Genomic DNA, 26,598 nt, shown 5'->3' with positions numbered 1-26,598 from the left:
AGGGAGTGTCTATGCGTCGCTTGATTGCTGTTTCCGCCCTCGCGGCATCCGCTGTGCTGCTGGCCGGCTGCGCGCAGGCGCCGACACCCACCGCCACACCGGATGCGACGGCACCAGACTACTGCGCCCGCATGGTCACGAACTCGGGTGGGCTCGACGATCGCTCCTTCAACCAGTCCAGCTGGGAGGGCCTGCAGGAGGCGGCGACGACGTACAACATCGACACCGACGCGATCGTGTCGACGTCGGAGACCGATCTGGCCCCCAACGTGAGCCAGGCCGTCGCGACCGGATGCCAGTTCGTGCTCACCGTCGGCTTCGAACTCGCCGACGCCACCCTCGCCGAGGCGACCGCCAACCCCGATGTGCACTTCGCGATCGTCGACGAGGTCGTCGACGCGCCGAACGTGAAACCGATCGTCTTCGATACAGCCCAGGCATCTTTTCTGGCCGGCTACCTGGCCGCGGGCGTGAGCAAGACCGGCCGGGTGGCCACCTTCGGCGGCGGCAATCAGCCGCCCGTGACCCTGTTCATGGATGGCTTCGTCGACGGAGTCGCCATGTACAACGACAAGCACGACACGACCGTCGAGGTGCTCGGCTGGAACAAGGACACCCAGGACGGCAGTTTCACCGGCGACTTCGAAGACGTCAACAAGGGCAAGGCCCTCGCCCAGTCGTTCATCGACCAGGGCGCCGACATCATCCTGCCGGTGGCCGGCCAGGTCGGGCAGGGCGCTGCTGCTGCCGCGATCGAGACGCCCGGTGTATCCATCATCTGGGTCGACAATGACGGTTTCGTTACCCTGCCGGCCCAGTTCCAGTCGGTCGTGCTCACGAGCGTGCTGAAGAACACGTCGGCCGCGGTCGTCGAGACCATCGGCGCCGACCTTGACGGCACCTTCGACAACACGGCGTTCGTGGGGACCCTGAAGAACGGCGGTGTGGAGATCGCCGACTTCCACGATCGGGCTGCGCTCGTCTCGGCCGAACTCGTGGATGAACTCGACCAGATTCGAGCCGCGATTATAGCGGGGATCATTGCCGTGGACGGCCCCAGTTCGCCCCAGTAAGGGGAGAATTGTTTCCGCAATGTCGCGGCTTGGTAACGACTCGGTCGCGCACCCACATTGCTCATCTGCGCAGCCGCACATTCGGTAACGTGGATCGCACCACGCCCTCGCGATCTCGCTGGGCAGCACCCTGGAGGTCCTCTTGACAATTTCGACCCGTAAGACCGTACTTGCCGGTCTTGCAATGTTCGGTACCGTGGCGATGCTCGCGGCCTGTGCCCAGGCGCCCGCCACGACCGATGACACCAACTCCGCCGCCGCGAGCGACTTCCTGCCCTGCATGGTCTCGGATGCTGGTGGATTCGACGACAAGTCCTTCAATCAGCTCGGCTTCGAGGGGCTCACCGAGGCGTCAGAGGCCCTTGGCGTCGATCCGATCACGGTGGAATCAACTTCCGAAACCGACTACCAGTCCAATGTGCAGAACCTCGTCGACCAGGGCTGCAGCCTCATCGTGACCGTCGGGTTCAACCTTGCGGCCGCGACAGTCGAATCGGCACTGGCGAACCCCGAAGTGAACTTCGCCATCATCGACAACGATGCCGACCTCGACTTCGATGGCGCGGTCGACGCCCCGAACATCAAGCCGATCATCTTCGACACCGCCCCGGCCGCCTTCCTGGCCGGCTACGCGGCTGCCGGCTACAGCAAGACCGGCGTCGTCGGCACCTACGGCGGAATGCAATTCCCGACCGTCACCATCTTCATGGACGGCTTCGCTGACGGCGTCGCGTATTACAACGAGCAGAACGGCACCGATGTCAAGTCGCTGGGCTGGGATGTCGCCTCGCAGACCGGGTCGTTCACGGGTGGTTTCGCCGCCGGCGTCGAATCGCTCGCCAACGCGCAAGGGCTCATCGACCAGAACGCTGACGTGCTACTGCCCGTGGGCGGACCGATTTTCCTGAGCGCGATCGAAGCGATCAAGAGCTCGGGCAAGGACATCGCCATGGTGGGCGTTGACGCTGACCTCTACGAGACCGACGCGACCAACAAGAGCCTGTTCCTCACGAGCATCCTCAAGGGCATCAAGGTCAGCGTGTCCGACGTCGTTTCCGGCGCTGGTGAAGACTCCTTTGACGCCACCCCGTATGTCGGCACTCTCGACAACGACGGCGTGGGCATTGCGTCGTTCCACGACTTCGAATCCAAGGTCCCCTCGACCCTGGGCGACGAACTCGACGCCATCAAGGCCGGCATCATCGACGGTTCGATCACGGTCGAATCGCCTTCATCACCGAAGCAGTAATACGCTGTAGTGACCTGGGGAGGCCGGATTGTCGGCCTCCCCATTTCATTTCCCCACACTTTTCCCCCGTCGTGCTCGACTCAGGAATTCAGGATCAATGAAGCTCGAACTTCGCGGAATTACCAAGCGCTTCGGTGCGCTGGTCGCCAACAACAACATCTCCCTCACCGTCGAGTCTGGTGAGATTCACGCCCTCCTGGGAGAGAACGGCGCTGGCAAGTCAACCCTGATGAACGTGTTGTACGGCCTGTACGTCGCCGAAGAGGGCGAAATCCTGCTCGACGACAGGGTGCAGAAGTTCGCTGGTCCGGGCGACGCCATGAACGCGGGCATCGGCATGGTGCACCAGCACTTCATGCTCGTTCCCGTGTTCACCGTTGCGGAGAATGTCGTGCTCGGCCACGAACAGACCACTTTCGGCGGCCGTCTCGATCTCAGTGCTGCCCGCGCCAAAGTGCGGGAGATCTCCGACCGGTTCGGTTTCGATATCGACCCCGACGCCCTCATCGAAGACCTGCCGGTTGGTGTGCAGCAGCGGGTGGAGATCATCAAGGCGCTGTCGCAGGATGCGAAGGTGCTGGTGTTCGACGAACCCACCGCCGTGCTCACTCCGCAGGAGACCGACGAGCTCATGACGATCATGCGTCAGCTCGCGGCTTCCGGTACCTCGATCGTTTTCATCACGCACAAACTGCGGGAGGTGCGCGCCGTTGCGGACCGCATCACCGTCATCCGTTTGGGAACCGTCGTCGGCGAAGCGTCACCGACCGCGACGAACGCGGAGTTGGCCTCGCTCATGGTCGGCCGCGCCGTTGAACTGACGGTGCACAAGAACGCCCCCGAGTTGCGTGGTACCGCACTGTCGGTGAAAAACCTCTCGGTGATCGATGTGCGCAACCAGATCGTCGTCAACAACGTCAGCTTCGACGTGCAGGCCGGCGAGGTGCTGGCCATCGCCGGTGTGCAGGGCAACGGCCAGACCGAACTCACCGAAGCGTTGCTCGGCCTGCAGCAGCACGTCACCGGGTCGATCGAGCTCGACGGCAAACCGCTGCGCGGCTACAGCGTGCGGCACATTCTCGACTCCGGAGTCGGATTCGTGCCAGAGGACCGCACCGAAGACGGCCTCATCGCCGACTTCAACATCGCCGAGAACCTCATGCTCGACCGCAGCTCTGGGGCACCGTTCGTGAAGGCCGGCAACCTGCAGCTGGCCTTCCGGGCCAAATTCGCCGCGGAGAAGATCACCGAGTTCGATATTCGCTCGCAGGGCAGCGAGATGGAAGCCGGCCGACTCTCCGGTGGCAACCAGCAGAAGGTGGTCCTGGCTCGCGAACTCAGCCGTGACCTGCGCCTGTTCGTGGCAGCGCAGCCGACCCGCGGGCTCGACGTCGGCTCGATCGAGTTCGTGCACACCCGCATCATTGAAACCCGGGACTCCGGCATTCCGGTCATTGTCGTTTCCACCGAGCTCGACGAGGTCGTCGCGCTCGCCGACCGCATCGCGGTGATGTATCGAGGAGAAATCGTGGGCATCGTTCCCGGCAACACCCCCCGGGCCACGCTCGGCCTGATGATGGCCGGCGAACACGCCCCGGCAGCGGAGGCCGCACTGTGAGCGACGCCACGCCACCGGCAGCACCGGCCCCGGCACGTCCGGCTTCCGGTCCAGCCACGAAGGACGGGTCGGAGCGCTGGAACCAGACCCTGCGCGACATCACCGGCGGCAGCGCCATGATTTCGCTTCTGGCCGTCTTGGTCGCGCTCGTGGTCGGCGCCATTCTGATCGCGTTCACGAACGAAGGCGTGCAGGAGACGGCCGGGTATTTCTTTTCTCGGCCGACGGACCTGCTCCGGGCTGTCTGGGACGCCGTCTCGGGCGCCTATTCGGCACTCTTCCAGGGTGCGATCTACAACTTTCGCGCCAACAATTTTCTCACCGCTATTCGTCCGCTGACCGAAACCCTCACCTTCGCGACGCCGCTGATCGCGGCCGGCCTCGGGGTCGGACTCGCCTTCCGAGTTGGCATGTTCAACATCGGAGGCCGCGGGCAGATGCTCATCGCCGCCGGGGCCGCTGGCTACGTTGCCTTCGCGGTCGAACTGCCGGCCGGCATCCACTTGATTGTGGCCGTACTGGCCGGGCTGCTCGGCGGTGCCATCTGGGGCGGAGTCGTCGGGCTGCTCAAGGCCCGCACCGGAGCCCACGAGGTGATCGTCACGATCATGCTCAACTTCGTAGCGCTCTACCTCATTCAGTTTCTGCTGCGCACGCCCGGCGCCCTGCAGGCGCCGGGCAGCAACAACCCGAAGACACCGCCTATGCTGCCCACGGCGGTGTTCCCCGACCTGTTCGGCCCGCGGTACAACCTGCACGCCGGTTTTCTCACGGTCATCGCGGCCACGATTTTCGTCTGGTGGCTGCTCAGCCGCTCTAATCTCGGCTTTCAGTTTCGCGCCGTCGGGCAGAACCCGAACGCGGCCCGGGTGGCCGGTATCAACGTGAAAAACGTGTACCTGTATGCCATGGCTATCTCGGGTGCTCTCGTCGGTCTGGCCGGCGTCAACCAGGTGCTGGGTACCCTCACCACCGGGTTCAGTTCCGGCATCGATGCCGGCATCGGCTTCGACGCCATCACCGTCGCCCTGCTCGGGCGGTCGAAGCCGTGGGGCATCTTCGCAGCCGGCGTCCTCTTCGGTGCCTTCAAAGCCGGTGGCTTCGCCATGCAGGCCGCCGAAGGTGTGCCGATCGACATCGTCGTGGTCGTTCAGGCACTCATCGTGCTGTTCATCGCGGCGCCGCCGCTGGTGCGGGCCATGTTCCACCTGCCGACACCCGGCACCACCAAGAAACCCAGAATTCGCAAGACCAACGAGGTGGTGGCGAAATGAGCACGATCACGCAAAATTCCGCTCCGCTGCCATCGTCGGCCCCGATCGTCAAGCCGACGGCGCAGGTTCGCAGCTGGAAGATCCCGATCACGTTCGGCGGCTTCGCGGTGCTGTCGCTGCTCCTGTTCGTCGGGCTCGGACGTGGCCAGCGCGGTGAGCTCAGCACCTTCCGTCTATCGGAAGGGCGCGACCTGATCCAGCTGCCCGAGGTTGCCCTGCCGACCTTCGTGACGGGCGTGTTCGTCGCCATCGTGCTCGTTCTCCTGGCTGCGGCGTCTGCCTGGCTGGTCTATCGCCACCGCAAGATCCCGATCCTGCTGACCATTGTGTTCGCCCTGCTGTTTCTGGTCGGCTTTCTGGCCTGGGCTGCGTCCGGCTCGACCATTCCGGTACCCGGACTGTTGATCGGCACGGTCACCCTGAGTGCCCCGCTCATCTTCGGCGCCCTCGGCGGTGTGCTGTCTGAGCGGGCCGGCGTCGTGAACGTGGCGATCGAGGCGCAGCTCCTGGCCGGAGCCTTCAGCTCCGCGGTCGTGGCCTCAGCCACGGGCAACCCCTACCTCGGCCTGCTCGCGGCCATGGTGGCCGGGGCGCTCGTGTCGATGGTGCTGGCCGCCTTCGCGCTCAAGTACCTCGTCGATCAGGTCATCGTTGGTGTCGTGCTGAACGTGCTCGTGATCGGCTTGACGAGCTTTCTCTACTCGCAGGTGCTCGCTCCGAGCGCCAACCTCAACTCACCGGACGTCTTTCCGCGGCTGAACATTCCGCTGCTCAGCGAAATCCCGATCATCGGTCCGGTGCTGTTTCGCCAGACCATCATCGTCTACGTCATGTACGTCGCCGTTGCCCTGGTGTTTTTCGGCCTGTTTCGTACCAAGTGGGGCCTGCGCGTTCGGGCCGTCGGTGAGCATCCGCAAGCCGCCGACACGGTCGGAATCAACGTCAACCGCACCCGATTCGTCGCCGTCACCCTCGGCGGCGTCATCTCCGGATTCGGCGGGGCGTACTTCACCCTCGGTGCCGTTGGCGCGTTCAACAAGGAGATGACCAACGGCATGGGCTTCATCGCCCTCGCCGCGGTGATCTTCGGCCAGTGGCATCCGATCAAGGCCACCCTCGCGGCCCTGCTGTTCGGCTTCGCGACCAACCTCCAGAACGTGCTGGGCATCATCGGCTCGCCGGTACCGAGCGAATTCATGCTCATGCTGCCCTACGTCGTGACGATCTTCGCCGTTGCCGGGTTCGTCGGCCGCTCGCGGGCACCCGCCGCCGACGGAAAGCCGTACATCAAATGAGCGGTTTCGCTGTCGACTGGGCCGCCCTGCGCGCGCAGGCCCTCGCCGCCATGAAGACGGCCTACGTGCCGTACTCCAAGTTTCCCGTCGGCGTCGCGGCCCTCGTCGATGACGGGCGGGTGGTCAGCGGATGCAACGTGGAGAATGCCTCCTACGGCCTCACCCTCTGCGCCGAGTGCGGCCTGGTCTCCGCGTTGCACCGCAGCGGCGGTGGCCGGCTCGTTGCGTTCACCTGTGTCGACGGGAATGGCGGCATCCTCATGCCGTGCGGCCGGTGCCGGCAGCTGCTCTACGAACACTCCGCGCCGGGCATGCTGCTCGAAACCGTGTCGGGTGTCAAAACCATCGACGAGGTGCTGCCGGATGCGTTCGGGCCGCGCCAGCTCGCCGAGTACCGCGCCACCAGCTAGGGAGTGTCGACCGTGACCACCATCGAAGCGTTTGACGCCGTCGACCTGATCCACACCAAGCGCGACCGCGGCGAGCTCAGTGAGCCGCAAATCAACTGGCTGATCGACGCCTACACGCGTGGGTATGTCGGCGACGAGCAGATGGCCGCCATGACCATGGCGATCTTTCTGAACGGCATGACCCGCAGCGAGATTCGCTCCCTGACGATGGCGATGCTGGCCAGCGGCGAACGCATGAGCTTTGCTGGGCTCGGCAAGCCGACCACCGACAAGCATTCCACCGGTGGCGTCGGCGACAAGATCACCCTCCCGCTCATGCCCCTCGTCGCTGTGTTCGGCGCGGCGGTGCCGCAGCTCTCCGGCCGCGGCCTCGGCCACACCGGTGGCACCCTCGACAAGCTCGAGTCGATTCCGGGCTGGCGCGCCAACCTGACCAACGCCGAGATGCTCAAGCAGCTGCAGGAGATCGGCGGTGTGGTCTGCGCGGCCGGCAGTGGCCTGGCCCCGGCCGACGGCAAACTCTACGCCCTGCGCGACATCACCGGCACGGTCGAGGCGATCCCGCTGATCGCGTCGTCGATCATGTCGAAGAAGATCGCCGAGGGCACGAGCGCGCTCGTGCTCGACGTGAAGTTCGGCTCCGGAGCCTTCCTGAAGGACATCGAGCGGTCGCGGGAACTGGCCCGCACGATGGTGGAGCTGGGCGAGGATGCCGGGGTGGCGACATCCGCTTTGCTGACCAACATGAACGTGCCGCTGGGCTTTGCCATCGGCAATGCCAACGAGGTGCGCGAGTCGGTCGAGGTACTCGCCGGCGGCGGTCCATCCGACGTGGTCGAGCTCACCGTGGCGCTGGCCGAGGAGATGCTCGCCCTCGCCGGCATCACCGGCGTCGACGTTAGCGCCGCGCTCACCGACGGCCGGGCCATGGACAAGTGGCGTGCAGTGATTCGGGCGCAGGGCGGCGACCCGGATGCCGCGCTGCCGGTCGCGCGCGAAACCCACGTGGTGCTCGCCGAGCGCAGCGGCGTGCTGGTCGAACAGCAGGCGCTGCCGTTCGGCGTCGGCGCCTGGCGGCTCGGCGCTGGCCGGGCGCGCAAACAGGATCCGGTGCAGCATGCCGCCGGCATCGACCTGCACGCCAAGCCCGGCGACACCGTCGTGCAGGGTCAGCCGCTGTTCACCCTGAGCGCCGACGAGCCCGAGCGGTTCGCGCGCGCGCTCGAGGCCGTTGCGGGCGCCTGGCGCATCGGCGACCAGGGGGAGCCCGTGCTGAATGGTGGACCTTTGATCGCGGAGCGGGTCGGATGTCGCTAGGCTCAGGGTGTGGTTTTCTGGGGGGTAGACGGCCCGTCGGGCCGATCAGCAACATTCGAGGGGGAATGATGTCGCAAGATGAGGTTTTTCAGGCGCTGCTCGAACGGGTGCCGCGTTGACGCACCCTGCGGTGGACTCCGCGCAGTTCGCCCCACGCGTTGTTGTGTTCGGCGACGTCATCGACGACATCATGGTGCGACCGCACCGGACGCCTGAGGGCGATACCAACACTCCGTCGTCGATTCGGCAGCTTCCGGGTGGCGCAGCGGCCAACGTGTCGGCCTGGTTCGGAAGCGCCGGTGTCGCGGTCGACTTCATCGGCAGGGTCGGTGCCATCGACCGTGACTACCATGCGGGCTTCCTCGCTGAGTTCGGTGTGCGAGCGCACCTCACCCCTGACGCGACCCGGCCAACGGGCACCATCATTGTCATTGTCGATGACAACGACTCCCGTACCGTGCTGACCGAACGCGGTGCGAACCGGGTCCTGACTCCGCATGACGTTCCAGACTCCCTTCTCGACGGTGCTGCCGCGCTGTACTTCACCGGGTACACCGTTTTCTCGGGACAGCACGACCCGGAGGGCACCATCGACTCCTTTCAACACCTCATGAGAAGGTGCCGCGAGCGCTGCGTTCCCGTTGTCGTCGACCCGGGGTCGGCGCGCGTCCTGGCGGATTTCGGAGTCGCGAATTTTCTGCGGGCGGTGGCGGGGGCATCCGTTCTGTTACCCAACCTCCCCGAGGGGCGCGCCCTCACGGGACTTGACGATCCGTTCGACGTTGCGACGCGACTGGCCAAAAGCTTTGGGGTCGTGGCCGTGACCATGGGTGCCAAGGGCTCAGTCGTGGCTGTCGCCGGCCAACCTCCGGTTATGATTCCTGTTGCGCGCGTCGAGCGGGCGGACACGACGGGGGCCGGGGACGCCTTCGGCGCTGGCTTCGTCACAGCGTGGCTCGAGGGCGCGTCGATCGCGGCGGCGGCGAATGCCGGTGCACGCCTCGCGGCGCGCGCCGTCACCATCGTCGGGGGTCGCCCGACCTGAGACTTTCGACCCTGCGATGCCTAAGCTGGGGATATGCACAAGCGCACCCTCGGACGAACCGGCCGCACTGTTTCCGTGATCGGCCTGGGCACATGGCAGTTGGGCGCCGATTGGGGCGCTGTTTCTGACGCTGACGCGACCGGCGTGCTGGCTGCATCCGCTGATGCCGGCATCACCTTTTTTGACACAGCGGATGTCTATGGTGACGGCCGCAGCGAGCGGCTGATCGGGAATTTTCTCGCGAATGATGCCCCGGGCGCGGAGATCACGGTCGCCACGAAGATGGGTCGTCGCGCGCAACAGGTGCCGGAGAACTTCGTTCTCGCCAACTTTCGCGAGTGGACCGATCGGTCCAGGGCCAACCTCGGCATGGACACCCTCGACCTGGTGCAGCTGCACTGCCCGCCGAGCGTGGTGTTCGACTCCGGCGAGGTCTACGACGCGCTCGACATCCTCGTCGACGAGGGCGTCATCGCCAATTACGGGGTGAGCGTCGAGACCTGCGACCAGGCCCTCGCCGCGATCAGCCACCCGGGAATCGCCACGGTGCAGATCATCCTGAACGCTTTTCGCCTCAAGCCGCTCGACGAGGTACTGCCGGCCGCACGCGCCGCCGGGGTGGGCATCATCGCCCGGGTTCCGCTGGCCAGCGGGCTGCTGACCGGCAAATACACCGCCGACACGGTCTTCGCCGAGAGCGACCACCGCAACTTCAACCGGGACGGCAGCCACTTCGACGTCGGGGAGACCTTCTCCGGCGTCGACTTCGAGGTGGGCCTGCAGGCCGCCACGGAGTTTGCGGCCCTGGCCCCGGTCGGCCTCACGCCAGCCCAGGCCGCCCTGGCCTGGGTAGCCCAGATCGACGGGGTAAGCGCCGTCATTCCGGGAGCCCGCTCGGTCGCCCAGGCGCAGGGAAACGCGACCGCCGGCGTAGCCGAACCGCTCGACCTCGCCTTCAACGAGGGCGTTCAGGACATCTATGACCGGCTCCTGCGGGAGCAGATTCACCCGCGCTGGTAAGTCTGACGGGCCCCGGTCGAAGCTCGGATCGGCCGATCGATCCGGTTCGTCCGGGTCTTGCTCCTGTCGACAGCCGCCGAGATGCCGCCACCATCCGTGATGACCAGACCTTGCAATTCACTATGAACGGAGTACGTTTCCTCGTACGGGTTTTGTTCACTGCGTGTCTCCAGGGTCGATACCGGCTGCGGTACGCATGGTCTCGTGCATCAGGGATGCCGTCGCTAAAAAGACCAGGAACGGTATCCTCCATCGCAACATCGCAACCTCAAAATGAGGACATGATTATGCCAAAGAGAAAACTAGTGATTTTCGCGGCTATTCTGGCGGCTGCCGTGCTGCCCGCCGTGATCATCGCACCGCCGGCGCAAGCTGCCGTATCCGTTTCTCGGGCGGAGGTCGGTGGTTCAGCTCTGCGGATCGAGGGGACCGCCCTTGCTTCCCGCGACATCAGTGTGGATAACGTAGTGATGGGCCGCAGCGACAGCGCGGGTAAGTTCCGCATCGAGCGTGACCCGTATGCAGCGCCCGCAGACTGCACGGTGGACTTGCGGGACGGTTCTACGGCAGTGACCACGAGGACTCTGTCCGGGTGCGCCGTGACGCAGCCGCCGACGGTGGACACGAGCGCGCCAGGCACACCTACCAACCTCACCGCAGCGCTCTCCGGCGCTACGGCCAATCTCGCTTGGACAGCCAGCAGCGACAATATCGGCGTGACCGGCTATCGCGTTACCCGAAGCGGAACCCTACTTGCGGGCGCTGTCACCGGTACATCCTTTTCCGATTCAGGCCTGACGGCAGGTACCTACATCTACACTGTGGCCGCTTTCGACGCTGCCGGGAATGCCTCGGGTGCGAGCAATAGTGCTTCAGTGACCGTCTCTGCACCGACGACCGACGCCACCGCTCCCAGTGTGCCCGCCAACTTGACGGCGACACTTTCCGGCACCACCGCGGATCTTGGCTGGACCGCCAGCACGGACAATGTGGGCGTTACCGGGTACCGGGTTACCCGCAACGGCGTCGTGATCACCACCGTACTTAACAGCGTCTACAACGACAGCAACCGCAGCCCGGGAACATACACCTATTCGGTGGCTGCGGTGGACGGTGCGGGCAATGTTTCTGCGGCCAGCAACAGCGCATCGGTGACGGTGCCAGAACCGCCTGTCACGGATACCACCGCTCCCTCGATTCCGACGAATCTGGTGACTACCGTTGTCGGATCTACGGTCAGCCTGAGCTGGGGAGTCAGTACGGACGACACCGGAGTGGCCGGTTACCGGGTCAACCGTAACGGCACCTTCCTGGCTACGACGGATTCGGCGAGTTTCATCGACTCCGGCCTCGCCGTTGGCAGCTACACCTACACGGTGGCCGCTTTCGACGCGGCCGGGAATACGTCCGCCTCGTCCGTCAGCGCTTCAGCCTCGGTGGCAGCCTCCGAGCAACTCGCCTTTCTCACTCCGGCACAGATGCCTGATGCCACGGTGGGACAGGCGTATTTGGGTTATATCGTCTGCAGCGATCCCCCCGGCCCCTCGACGTTCAAGTTCAAACTTGCCTCCGGAAATGTTCCGGACGGAACACGCTTCATTGGAAACACCCTGGAGAACAGGCCGGAGGCCAGAGTCACCGGCACACCGACGAGGGCCGGGACGTTCACCTTTACCGTAGAGGTCAAGGACAATACCGGCGCGACTGCACGTAGGACGTTCACGATCAGGGTCCTGCCCGCATAGCGTCGAAGTCCGGTATGTCCGGCACGCTCTCTGCGTGCGGGCAGCACCTCCTGCGGGACCGGGCTCGACCCGCGGCCGCTCAGTCGAGGTCGTCCGGGTCTTTGCCGGTGCGCTCGCCGGTTTCGAGCGCGGCGATAGCCGCGAGGTCGTCGTCGTCGAGCACAATGTCGAACACGTCGATATTGGCGCGAATGCGCGCCGGGGTGACCGACTTGGGAATGACGATGTTGCCGAGCGCGAGGTGCCAGGCGATCACGATCTGCGCGGCTGATTTGCCGTGGCGGCCGCCGATCGCATCGAGCGTCGGGTTGGCGATCGCGCGCCCGCGGGCCAGGGGTGACCACGCTTCGGTACGGATGCCGTGGGCCGCGTCATACGCACGCACGCCTGCTTGCGGCAGCCACGGGTGCAACTCCACCTGATTGAGCACTGGCACGATATCGGTCTCATTCAGCAGCCGGTCCAGGTGGTACGGGTGAAAGTTGGAGACGCCGATCGAGCGGGCACGGCCGGTGGCTCGGAGCGCTTCGAGGGCCTGCCAGGTCTCCACGTAGCGGTTCTGCTGCGGCGCCGGCCAGTGGATCAAATACAGGTCGACGTAGTCGAGGCCGAGTTTGGCCAGGCTCTCGTCGAATGCTTTCAACGTTTCGTCATAGCCGTGGCGGTCATTCCACACCTTGGTCGTCACGAACACGTCCTCGCGCGGCACACTCGAGCGGGCGAGTCCCTGACCGACGCCGACCTCGTTCTCATAGAGCGCGGCGGTGTCGACGTGACGGTACCCGGCGTCCAGCGCGACCTGCACGGTGTCGGCGGCGAGGGCATCCGCTATTTTGTAGACCCCGAGACCGAGCTGGGGAATCAGGTGGCCGTCGTTGAGCGTGAGGGAAGTCATCACACCATGCTACGAGACCTGGATTTGGCCTACGAAACCTGAATTTGGATCGGCTCGGTGTCGGGGATGGGGCTGATGTCACGGCCGCGCAGGTCGGGGTGCCAGCGGCGGCCGAGCGCTGGGATGATGCAGCCGAGGGCGGCAAAGCCCGCCGCGACGTAGATGGCCGAGACCGGACCGGAGCGGTCGATCGAGAAGCCGGCAATGGCGGAGCCCATCGCGGCGCCGATCAGCTGGCCGGTGCCGACCCAGCCGTAGGCCTCGGCGGTGTCGCTGAACTTCACGCTCGCCGAGACGATGCCGAACAGCACGGCGAAAGCGGGCGCAATGCCAACCCCGGCCAGGAGCAGCGCCAGCGACAGCCACCAGAAGGTGAGCCACAGACTCGCCAGGGCGAGCCCGATCGTGACGATGAGCATGCGGGCGGCCAGGGCCCACGGGCCGATCGGGGCATGGCCGAGTGCGAGCCCGCCGATGAGCGAACCGATAGCGAAGATGCCGAGCACCCAGCCGGCGTCGGCGCTGCCGTGGCCGAACACCGCGACCACTCCGGCCTCGACGGCGGCGCAGGCGGCGACGAGTGTGAAGCCGACGATGGTGCTGAGCAACACTTCGGGCTTCTTGAGCACGACGCCGAGCTTGCGGCGACTGCGCGGGATGCGCACCCGGCCGACTTCGGGCAGCGAGACGAACCAGATTCCGCCGGCGACCAGAAAGAACGCGGCGAGCAGGATGCCCGCGGTCGTCGACACCTGCAGCGCCACAAAGGTCGCGATCACCGGGCCGAGCACCCAGATGATCTCCTGCGCCGACGCGTCGAGCGAGAACAACGGGGTCAGCTGGCGCGAGTTCACGATCTTGGGATAGATGGTGCGCACGGCCGGCTGGATCGGCGGGGTGGACAGGCCGGCGACGAATCCGATGAGCATGAGACTCACGACCGACAGCGGAACCAGCGCCATCACGATGATCGACACGGCGCAGATGAACATGGTCGCGATGATCACCGGGCGCATTCCGAGCCGTCCCATCAGCCGGCTGGTGAGCGGACCGGCGATGGCCTGGCCGATACTCATGGCACCGAGCACCAGCCCGGCCGCGCCGTAGGAATCAAAGATCTGCTCGATGTGAATGAGAAAGGCGAGCGAAAGCATTCCGAAGGGAAATCTCGCCGTCAGCTGCGCGCCGATCAGGCGGGATACGCCGGGCGTGCGCAGCAGGGTCCAGTAACTTTTCACAATGATTTCAGTCTAGGGTCGGGCGGGTGCGGGCCGTCCAACCTGAGCCCATTCGCCCGTACTGAGGCAAGGCATGCCATACTAAGGTAATGCTTACCTTACCAATCGAGACCGGCCTCGACGCCACCGCGGTCGCTGACCGCCCGGCGTACCGTCCGTATCGCGCGACGGTGGTGGGCATTCGTTCTCTCAGCGATCACTTCACCCGGGTGACCTTCTTCGGCACACAGTTTGACACCTTTGGTACCGCCGGGCTCGACCAGCGCGTCAAGATCGTGCTGCCGCTGCCCGGACTGGGCCTGGCCGACATCGGCGCCGCCGACGAGCGCACCATCGCCGACGGCAGCTGGTACGCCCGCTGGCGGGCGCTGCCCGATGCCGAACGCAACCCCTTTCGCACCTACACGATTCGCGCGGTGCGGCCCGAACAACGTGAGATCGACGTGGACTTCGTCACCCACGGAATCCCCAACAGCCACGGCCATGGCCAGCTCGGTCCCGCTGCGCGCTGGCTGCAGGCCGCACGGATCGGCAGCGATGTTCTCATCGTCGGCCCCGACGAGCGCAGCCCCGACCGCGCCATCGGCCTCGACTGGCACCCCGCCCAGGCGGCCGAACTGCTGCTGGCCGGCGACGAAACCGCCGCCCCCGCCATCTGCAGCATCCTCGAGAGCCTGCCCGCCGGCCGCCGCGCCCGCGCCTTCATCGAGGTGCCCACCCAAGCGGATGCCCTGCCCCTCCTTCTCCCTGCTGGCTCCGAGATCACGTGGCTGGCCCGCGACCTGGCGCCGCACGGGCAACGGCTCGATCATGCCGTGCGCGAATGGGTCGCCCGCAATCGCCCCCTGGTTGATACGGCGGTCGCCGCCACCCCGCAGCCGCTCGCGGAGGTCGACGTGGACTGCGACCTGCTCTGGGAATCGCCGGGCGACCAGGCCGGAACGGGGTTCTACGCCTGGCTCGCCGGCGAATCCTGCATGATCAAACTGCTGCGACGTTTTCTGGTGAGCGAGACCGGCATCGACCGGTCGCGAGTGGCCTTCATGGGTTACTGGCGGCTGGGCCGGTCCGAAGCTCAATGACCCTGATCGGCGAACGACCCGCGTCCGCGCCCTCTCGCACCCGTCGGCGTCGCGTCGTCATCGGCTTCGCTCTGGCCTTCGTGCTGCTCGGCCTCAGTATTGCCGCCTCGCTGCTGGTCGGCACCAGGGAGATCGGCCTCGGCACCGTGGTCGATGCCCTGGTCAACCCCGATGAAACCGTGACCGACACTGCGCTGACTGACCGCGTCGTCATCCTCGACCTGCGGGTGCCGCGCACCGTCGTCGGCCTCCTGGCCGGGGTCGCCCTCGGCCTGGCCGGCGCCCTCATGCAGGGCGTCACCCGCAACCCGCTCGCCGACCCCGGCCTGCTCGGGGTCAACGCCGGCGCTTCGCTGTTCGTCGTCGCCGGCATCGCCTGGTTCGGCGTCACCTCCTCGCTCGGCTATGTCTGGTTCGCCTTCGCGGGCGCTGCCGTGGCCGCGACGATCGTCTACCTGATCGGTTCGCTCGGCCGGGAGGGTGCGACGCCGGTCAAGCTCGCCCTCGCCGGAACCGCGCTCACGGCGGCGTTCACCTCGCTCATCACGATCGTGCTGCTCGCCGACACCGAGGCCTTCGACCGCTATCGGTTCTGGGCGGCCGGCTCGCTCGTGGCTCGCGGCCTCGACGCCGCCCTGCCGCTCGCCCCGTTCATCCTGGTCGGCGCGATCCTTAGCGTCGTGGCCGCTCGCATGCTCAACACCCTCGCCCTCGGTGACGACCTCGCCCGTGGTCTCGGCCAGAACCTCATACTCGCCCGCATCGTCTGCGCCGTGGCGATCGTCCTGCTCTGCGGCTCGGCGACGGCCATGGCCGGCCCGATCGTCTTCGTCGGCCTCGCCGTGCCGCACGTGGCCCGCTGGATCACCGGCCCCGACTACCGCCTCATCATCGTTTTCTCCGCGTTGTTCGGCCCGACCCTGCTCGTCGCGGCGGACGTCCTCGGCCGCGTCATCGCGCAGCCCGGCGAAATCGAGGCCGGCCTCGTCGTCGCGTTCCTCGGCGCGCCGGTGCTCATCGCCCTCGTGCGCCGCGTGAAACTGGCGGGCCTGTGATGACCACGCTCAGCGAGAGAACAGCGGATGCCGCCCCGCTCACCCAGGCACGCGCTCGGCGGAGCAGACGCGAGCGGGGGATTGTGCTCGTGCTTGTCGGCGCCCTCGTGGCCGTCGCCGCATTCAGCCTCACCGTCGGCGCGTACTCGCTGAGCGTGCCGGACCTGCTGCGCACCCTCACCGGCCAGGGCACGCAGAGCGAGAACTTCATCGTGCTCTCGCTGCGGCTGCCGCGGCTGACCCTCGCCGTGCTCGTCGGAGGGGCGTTCGCTCTCTCCGGCGCGCTGTTCCAGACCGTGCTGCGCAACCCGCTCGCCAGCCCCGACATCATCGGGGTGACCGGGGGAGCGAGCGCCGCCGCCGTTTTCGGAATGCTCATCCTCGGCTTCGGAAGCGTCGGCACCTCTCTCGCCGCGTTCGCCGGGGCCGTCATCGTCGCCTGTGTCATCTACCTGCTGGCCTCGCGCGGCGGGGTGGCCGGCTACCGTTTCGTTCTGATCGGCGTCGGGGTCGCGTTCATGGTGCAGGGCCTGCTCGGCTATCTGCTCTCCCGCGCCGACCTCAACGACGCCCAGGGCGCCCTGCTCTGGCTGGTCGGCAGCGTCAGCGGTGCCCGCTGGCAGGACATCTCGGTCGTGGCGGTGGTGTTGCTCGTGCTGCTGCCCGTCATGCGCGTGCTGAGCGGCCGGCTGCGCGCCCTGCAGCTCGGCGATGAACTTGCGCGCAGCCTCGGCGTCGGTGCCGAACGTACCCGGCTCGTGCTGCTCGTGATCGCCGTCGCCCTCGCCGCGACGGCGACAGCGGCGGTCGGCCCGCTCGCCTTCGTGGCCTTCGTCGCGGCGCCGATCGCCCGGCGCGTGGTCGGTACCGGCGGGCTCGCCCTCATTCCCACAGCATTGGTCGGTGCTCTCATCACGACCGTGGCCGACTTCGCGGCCCAGCATCTGCTCCCCGGGCAGCTGGAATTGCCCGCCGGAATCATCACGGGCGCCATCGGCGCCCCCTACCTGCTCTGGCTGCTCGCCACCAGCAACACAACCGGAAAGGGTGCCTGATGACCCACCTGCTGCGCGCCGAGGGCGTCACCCTCGGCTACGACCAGACGCCCATCATCGAGAACCTCGACCTGGCCATCGTGCCCGGCGCGATCACCGTCATCGTCGGAGCCAACGCCTCGGGAAAGTCCACCCTGCTCAAGGGGCTGTCCCGGCTGATCACACCGGATGCCGGCCAGGTCACCCTCGACGGCCGCAACATCACGGCGCTGCCCGGAAAGAAGGTCGCGACCGTGGTGGGGTTGCTGCCGCAGCAGCCCGTCGCCCCCGAGGGCATCACCGTGGCCGACCTCGTCGGCCGCGGCCGCTACCCGCACCAGGGCTGGTTTCGGCAGTGGTCGAGCACCGACGACGAGATCGTCGCCGCCGCGATGGCCGCCACCAACACCGACGAACTCGCCGCACGTCGCCTCGAAGACCTCTCCGGCGGGCAGCGCCAGCGCGTCTGGATCGCCATGGCCCTCGCCCAGGACCCCGAGATACTGCTGCTCGACGAACCGACCACCTTTCTCGATGTGACCCACCAGATCGAGGTGCTCGACCTGCTGCTCGAGCGCAACCGCGAGCGCGGCACGACCGTCGTGATGGTGCTGCACGACCTCAACCTCGCCGCCCGCTACGCCGACCACCTGGTCGTCATGTGCGCCGGGCGCATCGTCGCCAACGGCACGCCTGCCGAGACACTCACCGCCGAGATCGTGCGGCACGCCTTCGACCTCGAGGCGCGAATCGTTCCCGATCCAGTCTGCGGCGCACCCATGGTCGTGCCGATCGGCCGGTTCCACGGCCGGGTTTTAATTTAGGGTAGGCTACCCTTAGTATTGACCTTAACGAACTGGAGAACTTCGTGTCCCGACGCCTTACCCTCACGCTCGCTGCCGCAGCGAGCATCCTCGGCCTCGGCCTGAGCGGTTGCACGGCCGCCGCCGAGGACTCGACCGATCCCGGCGCCGCGGCATCCGGCAGCTTTCCGGTCACCATCGAGCACGCCTTCGGGGAGACCACGATCGACGAGCAGCCGACCCGCGTGGTGACCTGGGGCTGGGGCAGTGCCGACGACGCGATCGCGCTCGGCGTGATTCCGGTCGCGATGCCGTTCCAAAGCTACGCCGGCGACGAGAACGGCGTGCTGCCGTGGATCAACGAGGCGCTCGACGGCGAAGAGATGCCGGTCATCCTGCCCGACACCCAGGAGCCGCCCTATGAAGACATCGCCGCCGCCGCCCCCGACGTGATTCTCGCCGCCTACTCCGGCATCACCGAGCAGGAATACGACCTGCTCAGCGAGATCGCCCCGGTCGTCGCCTACCCGGGTGACGCCTGGGCCACCCCGTGGCGCGACCTCATCGAGATCACCGGAACCGCGCTCGGCAAGACCGATGAAGCGAGCACCCTGCTCGCGTCGATCGACGCCGAGATCGCCGACCAGGCCGCCGCGCACCCCGAATTCGCGGGCAAGACCATCGCGCTCACCAGCGACAGCGCCGGGACGTTCTACATCTACAAGAAGGAAGACCCCCGCGTCGACTTCACCCTCGACCTCGGCTTCGTCAGCGCGCCCGCCGTCGACGAGCTCGCGACCGACGAGGCGAGCTTCTACTACACGCTCAGCTACGAGCAACTCGACCAGCTCGACAGCGACCTGCTGGTGAACTTCGGTTCGACCCAGGAGGAGTCCGACGCGTTCCTTACCGCGAGCTACGCCCAGGCCATGCCGCAGGTGCAGTCCGGCACGGTCGCGTCCCCGGTCGGCGCGGCCTTCATCAGCTCGGTCTCCCCGCCCACCGGACTCTCGCTGAGCTGGGGCCTGACGGACTACGTGGCCCTGCTCGCCGCCGCTGTCAAGTAGCCCAGCTCAGAACGGATGCAGCGTAAGCCAGCCGGCTGCGCGGCATCCGTTTTTGTCTACCCGTAAAAGTCGGTCTCATGGGGTCAGGGTGCACCGGGAGATTTACCATGGAGAGATGACCAGAATCCGTGACCTCGCGGCCGAACCGCTGCGCGAAGACGTGCTCGCGAGCGTCGCCGACCTGGTCGGCAACACCCCGCTGGTCGCCCTAAGCGTGCTCGCCGCCGGCTTGCCCGCCCGGGTGCTGGTCAAGCTCGAGGGGCGAAACCCCGGCGGTTCGGCCAAGGATCGGGTCGCGTTCAACATCATCCGGCAGGCCGAAGCCAGCGGTGCGCTCGCGCCGGGCGCGACGATCGTGGAATCGTCCTCTGGCAACACAGGAATCGGCCTCGCGCTGGTCGGGCGACTCACCGGGCATCCGGTCGTCATCGTGCACACCGACCAGATCTCAGCCGAGAAACTCGCCTTACTCACCGCTTACGGCGCGACCCTGGTCGAAGCCGACGGCACCGCGCGGCCGGACAGCCCGCGCAACACCCGCGCGGTCTCCGAACGCATCGCGAGCGAGATACCCGGCGCCTGGCAGTCGCAGCAGTTCGAGAACGACGACAATCCGGGCGCGCACTACGCGAGCACCGGCCCCGAAATCTGGCGGCAGAGCGCCCACCGGGTGACCCACTTCGTCGCCGCGATCGGCACCGGAGGCACCGTGAGCGGCGCCGGCCGTTTTCTCAAGGAGGCCTCCGACGGCCGGGTGCGCGTGATCGGCGCCAACCCCGCCGGGTCGACCTACGACGGGGGAGCGGAGGCCGAGATCCTCGTCGACGGCGTCGGCTCACGCTGGCCGCGGGACTGGTGGCCGCACAACTTTCATCGCTCGGTGCTCGACGACGTCATCACGATCGACAACTACACCGTCTACGCCACCGTGCGCGCCCTGGCCAGGGAGGAGGCCCTGCTGCTCGGGCCGTCCTCCGGCCTGGCGGTCGCCGTCGCGCTGCAGGTCGCCCGCACCGCCGCGCCGGGTTCGGTGATCGTCGTGATCTCGCCCGACGCGGGCACCAACTACCTCACCAAGGCCTTCGACCAGGCCTGGCTGGCGAGCCAGGGCCTGCTGACCCCGACCATCAGCGCCCCAACTCCGAAGGACCCCTCATGACCCTGCAGCATTTCGGTTGGTTTCTCGGCGCGGGCTTCGGCGTGCAGGGCTGGAACGACCCCAGCTACGGCATCGGCTATGACTGGAAACAGCCGCCGGTCTACCAGGATGCCGCCCGCCTGTTCGAGGCGAGCGGCCTTGACCTGCTGATCATCGAAGACGGGGTGGCTGTGCCCGACACCTACGGCGGCACCGCCGAGGTCAACCTGAAGAATGCCCGCTTCGTTCCCAAGCACGATCCGCTGCCGCTCGTGCCCTACCTCCTCGCCGCGACGAGCAGAATCGGCATCGTGCCCACGCTCAGCGCGAGCTTCTACGACCCGTTCACCGCGGCCCGGCTGCTCGCGACCCTGCAGCACTTCGCCGGCGGGCGCCTCGGCTTCAACGTCGTCACGAGCGGCAGCGACCTCGCCGCGCAGAACTATGGGCTCGATCAGCAGGTCGAACACGATCTGCGCTACGACCGCGCCGACGAGTGGGTCGACGTGGTGCGTCAGCTCTGGCGCAGCTGGGAGCCGGGTGCGGTACTCGAAGACACCGTGAACGGCGTCTTCGCCGACCACACCAAGGTGCACCCGATCAACCACCACGGTCGGTTCTTCCAGGTACGCGGCCCGCTCAACACGGTGCCGCCGACCGAAGAGCCGGTCATGGTGCAGGCCGGCGCGAGCGGCCGCGGTCAGGACTTCGCCGGCAAGAATTCCGACGTCGTGCTCGCCCTCGCCTCCACCCCAGAGCGGATGCGAGACTTCCGCGAGTCGGTGCGCGCCGTCGCCGCCGCCCACGGTCGTAATCCCGACGACATCCGCGTGCTGTTCGTGGTGAACCCGATCCTCACCGCGAATGCCGAAGAATCCGCCTCGGTGCGCGCGCACCGGGCCGAACTCACCCAGGCCGCGATCGACGAAGCGTTGCAGGGCGTCTCCTACCTCTCCGGGGTCGACTTCAAGGCCTTCGACCTCGACGAGCCGCTGCCCGAGCTGACGACCAACAGCAACCAGGGCACCCTCGACAATTTCGTGAAGTCGGCGCCGTCCGGTTCGACGCTGCGCGACATTCTGCAGGCCAGGGCGAACAAGGACGGCCTGGCGATCATCGGCACCGGCGACGAAGTGGCCGAGCATCTCGCCGAGCTCGCGGATGCTGTCGGCGGCGACGGCTTTCTGTTCACCGGGCAGGTACATCCGGCGCACGTGCACCGCACCCTCGATCCGCTCGTGCCGGCCCTTCGCCGCCGCGGCCTGCTGCGCACCGAGCTTGGGCGAGGCGGCCTGCGCGCCAACCTCCGGGACTTCTAGTGCCCGTCGTTCTCGGCACCGACCGGGTCACGCGCGTGCAGGTCGCGGCAGTCGCCGCCGGAGCCTCGGTCGCCATCGACAGCGGGGCCGCCGAGCTTCTGGCCCGCTCCCACGCCGTCGTCGCGGCCGCGCTCGCCGCAGCTGCCCCGGTCTACGGGCTTAACACCGAACTCGGTGCCGGACGCGACACCACCGTCGACCCGCGCGACCTCGCCGCGTTCCAGCGGCGCATCATCGCCAATCACTGCGGCGGTATCGGTCCAGCCCTGCCGGCTGACGAGGTGCGTGCCCTCGCCTTCGTTCGTCTGGCCGGGTTCACCCGCGGCGGATCCGGCGTGCGCCCCGCCCTGGCCGACGCCTGGGCCGCCCTGCTGAACGCGCAGGTCGTGCCGCTCGTGCCGGCGCGCGGCTCGGTCGGCGCGGCCGACCTCACCCACCTCGCGGCCGTGGCCGCCCTGCTCACCGGAACCGGCCATGCGGTCGTCGGGGGCGCCGTCGTTCCCGGCCGCCAGGCGCTGACAACGGCCGGCCTCGAACCGTTCGATCTGGCTCCCGGCGAGGCCCTCGCCTGTCTCAGCAGCAATGCCTACAGCGTCGGCGTCGGCGCGCTCGAGCTGGCCAGGCTCGACCGTCTCGCGCTCGCCGCCGACCTGGCCGTCGCCCTCTCCCTCGAGGCGATCGCGATGCGCGGCGGCGGCGGCAACCTCAGTCCCTTCGACGAGGCCGTGGCGCGCGCGACCGGGCGCCGCGGGCAGGCGCAGGCGGCAGCATCCGTTCTGGCACACCTCGCTGGCAGCGCGGCATTCGAGACGGCGAGCACCGTGCAGGATCCGCTGTCCCTGCGCACCGTGCCGCAACTCCACGGCGCACTGCGCGACCAGCTCGCGGCGGCCGGCACCGAGCTTACGACTGAACTCAACGCCCGCTCCGACAACCCGCTCGTCGACGTCGACACCGGTCGCATCGTGTCGGGCGGTAATTTTCAGGTGCTCGCCCTGGCCCTGCAATTCGACGCGCTGCGGGTGGCGCTCGCGCACCTGGCGTCGGCGAGTGAGCGGCGCATCAGCGCGCTGTCCGAGCTGGCCCGGCCCGATCGCGCGACCGGCACGAGTTCGATTCCCGGGCTGCTCTGGTATTCGGCCGCGGCGAACCTGGCCGAGATTCGCCAGCTGGCCACCCCGGCGAGTATGGCCGGTGCCGCGCTGTCTGGCGTCGAGGACCAGGCCACCTTCGCCCCGCTGGCCCTGCAGCTGCTGCAGCGCAGCCGCGCGCTCACCCTCGAGATTCTGGCGATTGAAGCCCTGCACGCCGCGCAGTTGCTCGAGCCGACGAATCCGGCGGGCACGCTCGGCGGGTCAGCGGCCGGGCTCCTGCCCGCGCTGTACGCCCTCTGGGGCCGGGGCCTGCCGTCGGCCGACCTCGTTTCCGGGGCGGTGCAACTGCTTGCCAGCTAAATTGCGACGTACTTACAGCGGCGTCTCGCCCGACTCATCGACCGCGTCGAGTGCTTTGCGAAACTCCAGATAGCCGACTGCTTCCCAGTCGCCGTCGAGGTCGAACTGCGGCTCGTAGCCGAGCGAGCGGTACAGGGCGACCGCTTCGGGTTGGCGTGCTCCCGTGGTCAGCACTATGGAACGGATGCCGCGGCGGCCGGCTTCGGCCTCCAGCTCGGCCATCACCTGGCGGGCCAGGCCGCGCCGCCGATGGGCGGAATGCGTCCACACCCGTTTGACCTCGACCGCGGTGTCAGGACAAGCGTCGTTGTCTTCGGCCCGCATGAACGCGCCGCCGGCGACCGCCCGGCCGTTCTCCACGAGCAGCAGGAAGGCGCCGCCGTCGATCGGTTGAAAGCGCCTCGCCGGATACCGGCTGAGCTCCGCCGACGACGGAATGCCGTCGTTCAGGCCGTACCGCTCGTCGTACTCCCGCGACAGCTCGGCCACCAGCGGGAGGGCGAGCGGGTCGGTCGGCGACGTGTACAAAATGTTCGGGCTGGTGGTGGGCACCCCTCGACGATAGATCCGCAGCATCCGCTCGTCAAAACCGTCTTCGTGCTCCCGGAGCTCGAAATCAGGCGTCGACGGTTGTACTAGGCTCGTTAGGTCTTACCCGCGTGTGGGTTCACCGGCGAATCCGCGCATTTTCGACCAAATAAAGAAGGAAGTGCCATGCGCGCACGCTACATTGTTCCGGCATTCGCCGCCGCCGCCGTTCTGCTGCTGACCGGCTGTGTCGACAACTCCACCCCGGCCGCCACGACGCCCTCCGGCGAGACAAGCACCATTGAAGCGGATGCCGCCGCGGTCGCGTTGCTCCCCGAGGACATCAAGAGCGCCGGCGTGCTCGTGATCGGCACCGATGCGGCGTACCCGCCGAACGAGTTCAAGGATGAGTCGGGCGCACCGATCGGCTGGGGCATCGAACTCTCCAACGGCATCGCCGCCAAGCTCGGCCTCACGACCAAGTACCAGATCGCATCGTTCGACAACATCATTCCGAGCATCACCGGCGGCACCGTCGACATCGGCGAATCCTCGTTCACCGACAACCTCGAGCGTGAGAAGCAGGTCGACTTCGTCAACTACTACAACGCCGGAATTCTCTGGGCCGCGCCGACCGGATCAACCGTCGACCCCGACAACGCCTGCGGCCTGACCGTCGCCGTGCAGGACAACACGGTCGAAGACACCGATGAACTCCCCGCCAAGAACGCGGCCTGCGCCGCCGCCGGCCTGGAGAAGATCGAAGTTCTCACCTACGGTTCACAGGACGAAGCGACCAACGCGGTCGTTCTCGGCAAGGCCGACGCGCTCAGCGCCGACTCGCCCGTCACCCTGTATGCCATCAGCAAGGCTGAGGGCAAGCTGGAGGCGGCCGGCGAGAGCTTCGACGTGGCGCCCTACGGCATCACGGTCGACAAGGGTTCTGAGCTGACGGCAGCCGTGCAGGCTGCCCTGCAGTCCATGGTCGATGACGGTTCCTACGGCAAGATCCTCGAAGCCTGGGGAGTCACCGACGGCGGCATCGACACCATCACCATCAACGCTGCCTCCAACGGCTAGAGAATAAGCGACCCGCATCATGACGAACACGGCCGCGAACGGCGAAAAGACTGAGCCTGGAATCAAGGCGATTCGCCTGCGCCATCCGTGGCGCAACACCTTCGCGGTCGTGTTACTGCTCATCGTCGCCCTGTTCATCGCCGACGCGGCGATGCGCCCGGCCTACGACTGGCCGGCGGTCGGAAAATATCTATTCGACCAGCGTATCTCCCAGGCGGCGTTCGTCACCCTGCAGCTCACGGTGTACTCGATGATCATCGCGATCATCCTCGGAGTGACCCTCGCCATCATGCGGCTGTCACCCAACCCGGTCGTGAACAGCATTGCCTGGGTGTACCTGTGGGTGTTCCGCGGCACCCCGGTGTACGTGCAGCTGGTGTTCTGGGGCCTGATCGGCACGATCTACCAGTCCATCGACATGGGGCTGCCGTTCACCGAACCGTTGGTGTCGTTCCCGACCCGGGTGGCGCTGAGCGCGTTCGTGCTGGCGATCATCGGGCTCGCACTCAACGAGGCCGCGTACATGGCCGAGATCGTTCGCGCCGGGCTATTGTCGGTCGACAGCGGTCAGGAAGAGGCCGCGACCGCGCTCGGCATGAGCTGGTTCCAGACCATGGTGCGCGTGGTCGTGCCGCAGTCGATGCGGGTGATCATTCCGCCGGCCGGCAACGAGGTCATCTCGATGCTCAAGACCACCTCGCTCGTGACGGCCATTCCGTTCACGCTCGAGCTCTACACGCGCTCTCGCGATATCGCGGCCGTGACTTTTGACACCGTGCCGATGCTCATCGTCGCGTCGATCTGGTACCTGTTCTTCACCTCTATTCTCATGGTCGGCCAGTACTTTCTCGAGAAGCGGTTCGCCCGCGGCATCGGTGACCGCCGTCCAGACAAGAAAGCCGATGACGCCACCGCGTCGATCGCGGGCGCCATGACCGGCGTCACCCCGGTCGTCGGCAGCGGCCAGCCCACCGTCGTGCTGCCGCCGACGGACCCACGTGCTGACTCACCGAAGGGAGACCGCTGATGCCCGACATCCCCATGGTGGTCGCTGACCGCGTATCGAAGAGCTTCGGCTCCAATGAGGTGCTCAAGAGCATCTCGCTCGAAGTCAAGCGCGGCGAGGTCATGTGCCTGGTCGGGCCCAGCGGCTCCGGCAAGTCCACCTTTCTGCGCTGCATCAACCACCTCGAGGTGGTCTCGTCCGGACGCCTCAGCGTCGACGGTGAACTCATCGGCTACCGCGAGGCTAACCACAAGCTCTACGAGATGCGCCCCAAAGAGGCGGCTCGGCAGCGCCGCGATATCGGCATGGTGTTCCAGCGGTTCAACCTGTTCCCGCACATGACCGCGCTGCAGAACGTGATGGAAGCGCCCATCCGGGTCAAAGGCCTGTCGAGGGCCGGGGTTGAGGCCAATGCCCGTGCCTTGCTGGCCCGAGTCGGCCTCGCCGATCGCGCCGACTACTATCCGGCGCACCTGTCCGGCGGTCAGCAGCAGCGTGTTGCGATCGCCCGTGCCCTCGCCATGGAGCCCAAGCTCATGCTCTTCGACGAGCCCACGAGCGCGCTCGACCCCGAACTCGTCGGTGAGGTGCTCGACGTCATGCAGGGCCTGGCCCGCGACGGAATGACCATGATCGTGGTCACCCACGAGATGGGTTTCGCTCGCGAGGTCGCCGATTCGCTCGTCTTCATGGACGGCGGCGTCGTCGTCGAGAGCGGCGTGCCCACCGAGGTGCTCGCCAACCCCCAGCACCACCGCACCCAGGCGTTCCTCTCCAAGGTGCTCTAGCCCCCGCCCCCTACTTTCCGGGCCCGGGCCCGGAAACCGGGCCCAGGATAGATCATGGGCCCAGT

Annotated in this window: 24 protein-coding genes; 21 read left to right on the top strand and 3 right to left on the bottom strand. The window is 67.0% G+C overall.

The features are described from left to right. The first annotated feature begins 11 nt into the window (after window positions 1-11). From E3O06_RS08540 to E3O06_RS08495, 10 genes are all read left to right on the top strand, one after another. Window positions 12-1,073 (top strand): BMP family lipoprotein, encoded by a 1,062-nt coding sequence (locus tag E3O06_RS08540; protein WP_134502746.1) that lies wholly within the window; start codon window positions 12-14, stop codon window positions 1,071-1,073. A gap of 142 nt (window positions 1,074-1,215) precedes the next feature. Continuing rightward, window positions 1,216-2,322, top strand: a complete 1,107-nt coding sequence (locus E3O06_RS08535) for a BMP family lipoprotein (RefSeq protein WP_134502744.1) — start codon at window positions 1,216-1,218, stop codon at window positions 2,320-2,322. Between the two features lie 97 nt (window positions 2,323-2,419). After that, entirely contained in the window at window positions 2,420-3,940 is a 1,521-nt protein-coding gene (locus E3O06_RS08530) for an ABC transporter ATP-binding protein (protein WP_134502743.1), read from the top strand. Next, the gene (locus tag E3O06_RS08525) at window positions 3,937-5,214 is read left to right on the top strand and encodes an ABC transporter permease (RefSeq protein WP_241979999.1); all 1,278 of its coding nucleotides are present in this window, start codon (window positions 3,937-3,939) and stop codon (window positions 5,212-5,214) included. The genes E3O06_RS08530 and E3O06_RS08525 overlap by 4 nt, the downstream gene beginning before the upstream one ends. Beyond that, window positions 5,211-6,509 carry an ABC transporter permease gene (locus E3O06_RS08520; protein ID WP_134502741.1) on the top strand — a complete coding sequence of 433 codons (1,299 nt, stop codon included), beginning with the start codon at window positions 5,211-5,213 and terminating at the stop codon, window positions 6,507-6,509. Before E3O06_RS08525 ends, E3O06_RS08520 begins: the two co-directional genes overlap by 4 nt. Then, on the top strand, window positions 6,506-6,919 hold the full coding sequence (locus E3O06_RS08515; protein WP_134502739.1) for a cytidine deaminase: 414 nt from the start codon (window positions 6,506-6,508) through the stop codon (window positions 6,917-6,919). Before E3O06_RS08520 ends, E3O06_RS08515 begins: the two co-directional genes overlap by 4 nt. A gap of 12 nt (window positions 6,920-6,931) precedes the next feature. Continuing rightward, window positions 6,932-8,236 carry a thymidine phosphorylase gene (locus tag E3O06_RS08510; protein ID WP_134502737.1) on the top strand — a complete coding sequence of 435 codons (1,305 nt, stop codon included), beginning with the start codon at window positions 6,932-6,934 and terminating at the stop codon, window positions 8,234-8,236. A gap of 115 nt (window positions 8,237-8,351) precedes the next feature. Beyond that, window positions 8,352-9,281 carry a carbohydrate kinase family protein gene (locus tag E3O06_RS08505; RefSeq protein ID WP_206751368.1) on the top strand — a complete coding sequence of 310 codons (930 nt, stop codon included), beginning with the start codon at window positions 8,352-8,354 and terminating at the stop codon, window positions 9,279-9,281. A gap of 33 nt (window positions 9,282-9,314) precedes the next feature. Next, entirely contained in the window at window positions 9,315-10,301 is a 987-nt protein-coding gene (locus E3O06_RS08500; RefSeq protein WP_134502733.1) for an aldo/keto reductase, read from the top strand. A 281-nt stretch (window positions 10,302-10,582) separates the two neighbouring features. Beyond that, window positions 10,583-12,046: a putative Ig domain-containing protein gene (locus E3O06_RS08495; RefSeq protein WP_134502731.1), complete on the top strand. Its 1,464-nt coding sequence runs from the start codon at window positions 10,583-10,585 to the stop codon at window positions 12,044-12,046. Window positions 12,047-12,125: 79 nt separating this feature from the next. Here the strand turns inward: E3O06_RS08495 and E3O06_RS08490 are convergent, their stop codons facing one another. Continuing rightward, window positions 12,126-12,941, bottom strand: coding sequence for an aldo/keto reductase (locus E3O06_RS08490; protein ID WP_134502729.1), 816 nt, complete (start codon window positions 12,939-12,941; stop codon window positions 12,126-12,128). Between the two features lie 29 nt (window positions 12,942-12,970). Continuing rightward, window positions 12,971-14,179 carry an MFS transporter gene (locus E3O06_RS08485; RefSeq protein ID WP_134502727.1) on the bottom strand — a complete coding sequence of 403 codons (1,209 nt, stop codon included), beginning with the start codon at window positions 14,177-14,179 and terminating at the stop codon, window positions 12,971-12,973. An 89-nt stretch (window positions 14,180-14,268) separates the two neighbouring features. Here E3O06_RS08485 and E3O06_RS08480 point away from each other — a divergent pair, with 89 nt between their 5' ends. The 8 genes from E3O06_RS08480 to E3O06_RS08445 all read left to right on the top strand — a co-directional run bounded on the left by E3O06_RS08480 (window position 14,269) and on the right by E3O06_RS08445 (window position 23,131). Then, a complete protein-coding gene (locus tag E3O06_RS08480) occupies window positions 14,269-15,261 on the top strand; it encodes a siderophore-interacting protein (protein WP_134502726.1) in 993 nt (330 codons plus the stop codon). Continuing rightward, a complete protein-coding gene (locus E3O06_RS08475; protein ID WP_134502724.1) occupies window positions 15,258-16,316 on the top strand; it encodes a FecCD family ABC transporter permease in 1,059 nt (352 codons plus the stop codon). The genes E3O06_RS08480 and E3O06_RS08475 overlap by 4 nt, the downstream gene beginning before the upstream one ends. Beyond that, entirely contained in the window at window positions 16,316-17,371 is a 1,056-nt protein-coding gene (locus E3O06_RS08470; protein WP_134502722.1) for a FecCD family ABC transporter permease, read from the top strand. The genes E3O06_RS08475 and E3O06_RS08470 overlap by 1 nt, the downstream gene beginning before the upstream one ends. Next, on the top strand, window positions 17,371-18,174 hold the full coding sequence (locus tag E3O06_RS08465) for an ABC transporter ATP-binding protein (protein ID WP_134502720.1): 804 nt from the start codon (window positions 17,371-17,373) through the stop codon (window positions 18,172-18,174). The genes E3O06_RS08470 and E3O06_RS08465 overlap by 1 nt, the downstream gene beginning before the upstream one ends. Before the next feature lie 44 nt (window positions 18,175-18,218). Then, a complete protein-coding gene (locus tag E3O06_RS08460; protein WP_134502718.1) occupies window positions 18,219-19,220 on the top strand; it encodes an iron-siderophore ABC transporter substrate-binding protein in 1,002 nt (333 codons plus the stop codon). 115 nt (window positions 19,221-19,335) lie between these two features. Next, complete coding sequence (locus E3O06_RS08455; RefSeq protein ID WP_134502716.1) at window positions 19,336-20,379, top strand: PLP-dependent cysteine synthase family protein; 1,044 nt, start codon at window positions 19,336-19,338, stop codon at window positions 20,377-20,379. Then, window positions 20,376-21,677, top strand: coding sequence for an NtaA/DmoA family FMN-dependent monooxygenase (locus tag E3O06_RS08450; protein ID WP_134502714.1), 1,302 nt, complete (start codon window positions 20,376-20,378; stop codon window positions 21,675-21,677). The genes E3O06_RS08455 and E3O06_RS08450 overlap by 4 nt, the downstream gene beginning before the upstream one ends. Next, window positions 21,677-23,131, top strand: coding sequence for an aromatic amino acid ammonia-lyase (locus E3O06_RS08445; RefSeq protein ID WP_134502712.1), 1,455 nt, complete (start codon window positions 21,677-21,679; stop codon window positions 23,129-23,131). The genes E3O06_RS08450 and E3O06_RS08445 overlap by 1 nt, the downstream gene beginning before the upstream one ends. Window positions 23,132-23,143: 12 nt before the next feature. On the opposite strand, the gene E3O06_RS08440 is transcribed toward E3O06_RS08445, so the two are convergent. Next, on the bottom strand, window positions 23,144-23,683 hold the full coding sequence (locus tag E3O06_RS08440) for a GNAT family N-acetyltransferase (RefSeq protein WP_241979998.1): 540 nt from the start codon (window positions 23,681-23,683) through the stop codon (window positions 23,144-23,146). A 162-nt stretch (window positions 23,684-23,845) separates the two neighbouring features. On the opposite strand from E3O06_RS08440, the gene E3O06_RS08435 reads away from it, so the two are divergent. Genes E3O06_RS08435 through E3O06_RS08425 form a run of 3 tightly spaced genes read left to right on the top strand, consistent with a single transcriptional unit; the run spans window position 23,846 to window position 26,533 of the window. Then, entirely contained in the window at window positions 23,846-24,739 is an 894-nt protein-coding gene (locus E3O06_RS08435) for an ABC transporter substrate-binding protein (RefSeq protein ID WP_134502708.1), read from the top strand. A 19-nt stretch (window positions 24,740-24,758) separates the two neighbouring features. Next, entirely contained in the window at window positions 24,759-25,766 is a 1,008-nt protein-coding gene (locus E3O06_RS08430; protein ID WP_134502706.1) for an amino acid ABC transporter permease, read from the top strand. Then, entirely contained in the window at window positions 25,766-26,533 is a 768-nt protein-coding gene (locus tag E3O06_RS08425) for an amino acid ABC transporter ATP-binding protein (RefSeq protein WP_134502704.1), read from the top strand. Before E3O06_RS08430 ends, E3O06_RS08425 begins: the two co-directional genes overlap by 1 nt. Window positions 26,534-26,598: the final 65 nt, after the last annotated feature.

Source organism: Cryobacterium glaciale (assembly GCF_004402535.1).
GTDB classification, from domain to species: Bacteria; Actinomycetota; Actinomycetes; order Actinomycetales; family Microbacteriaceae; genus Cryobacterium; species Cryobacterium glaciale.
Note: the sequence above shows the minus strand (reverse complement) of the source record. Positions and strands in the feature narration are given on the sequence as shown.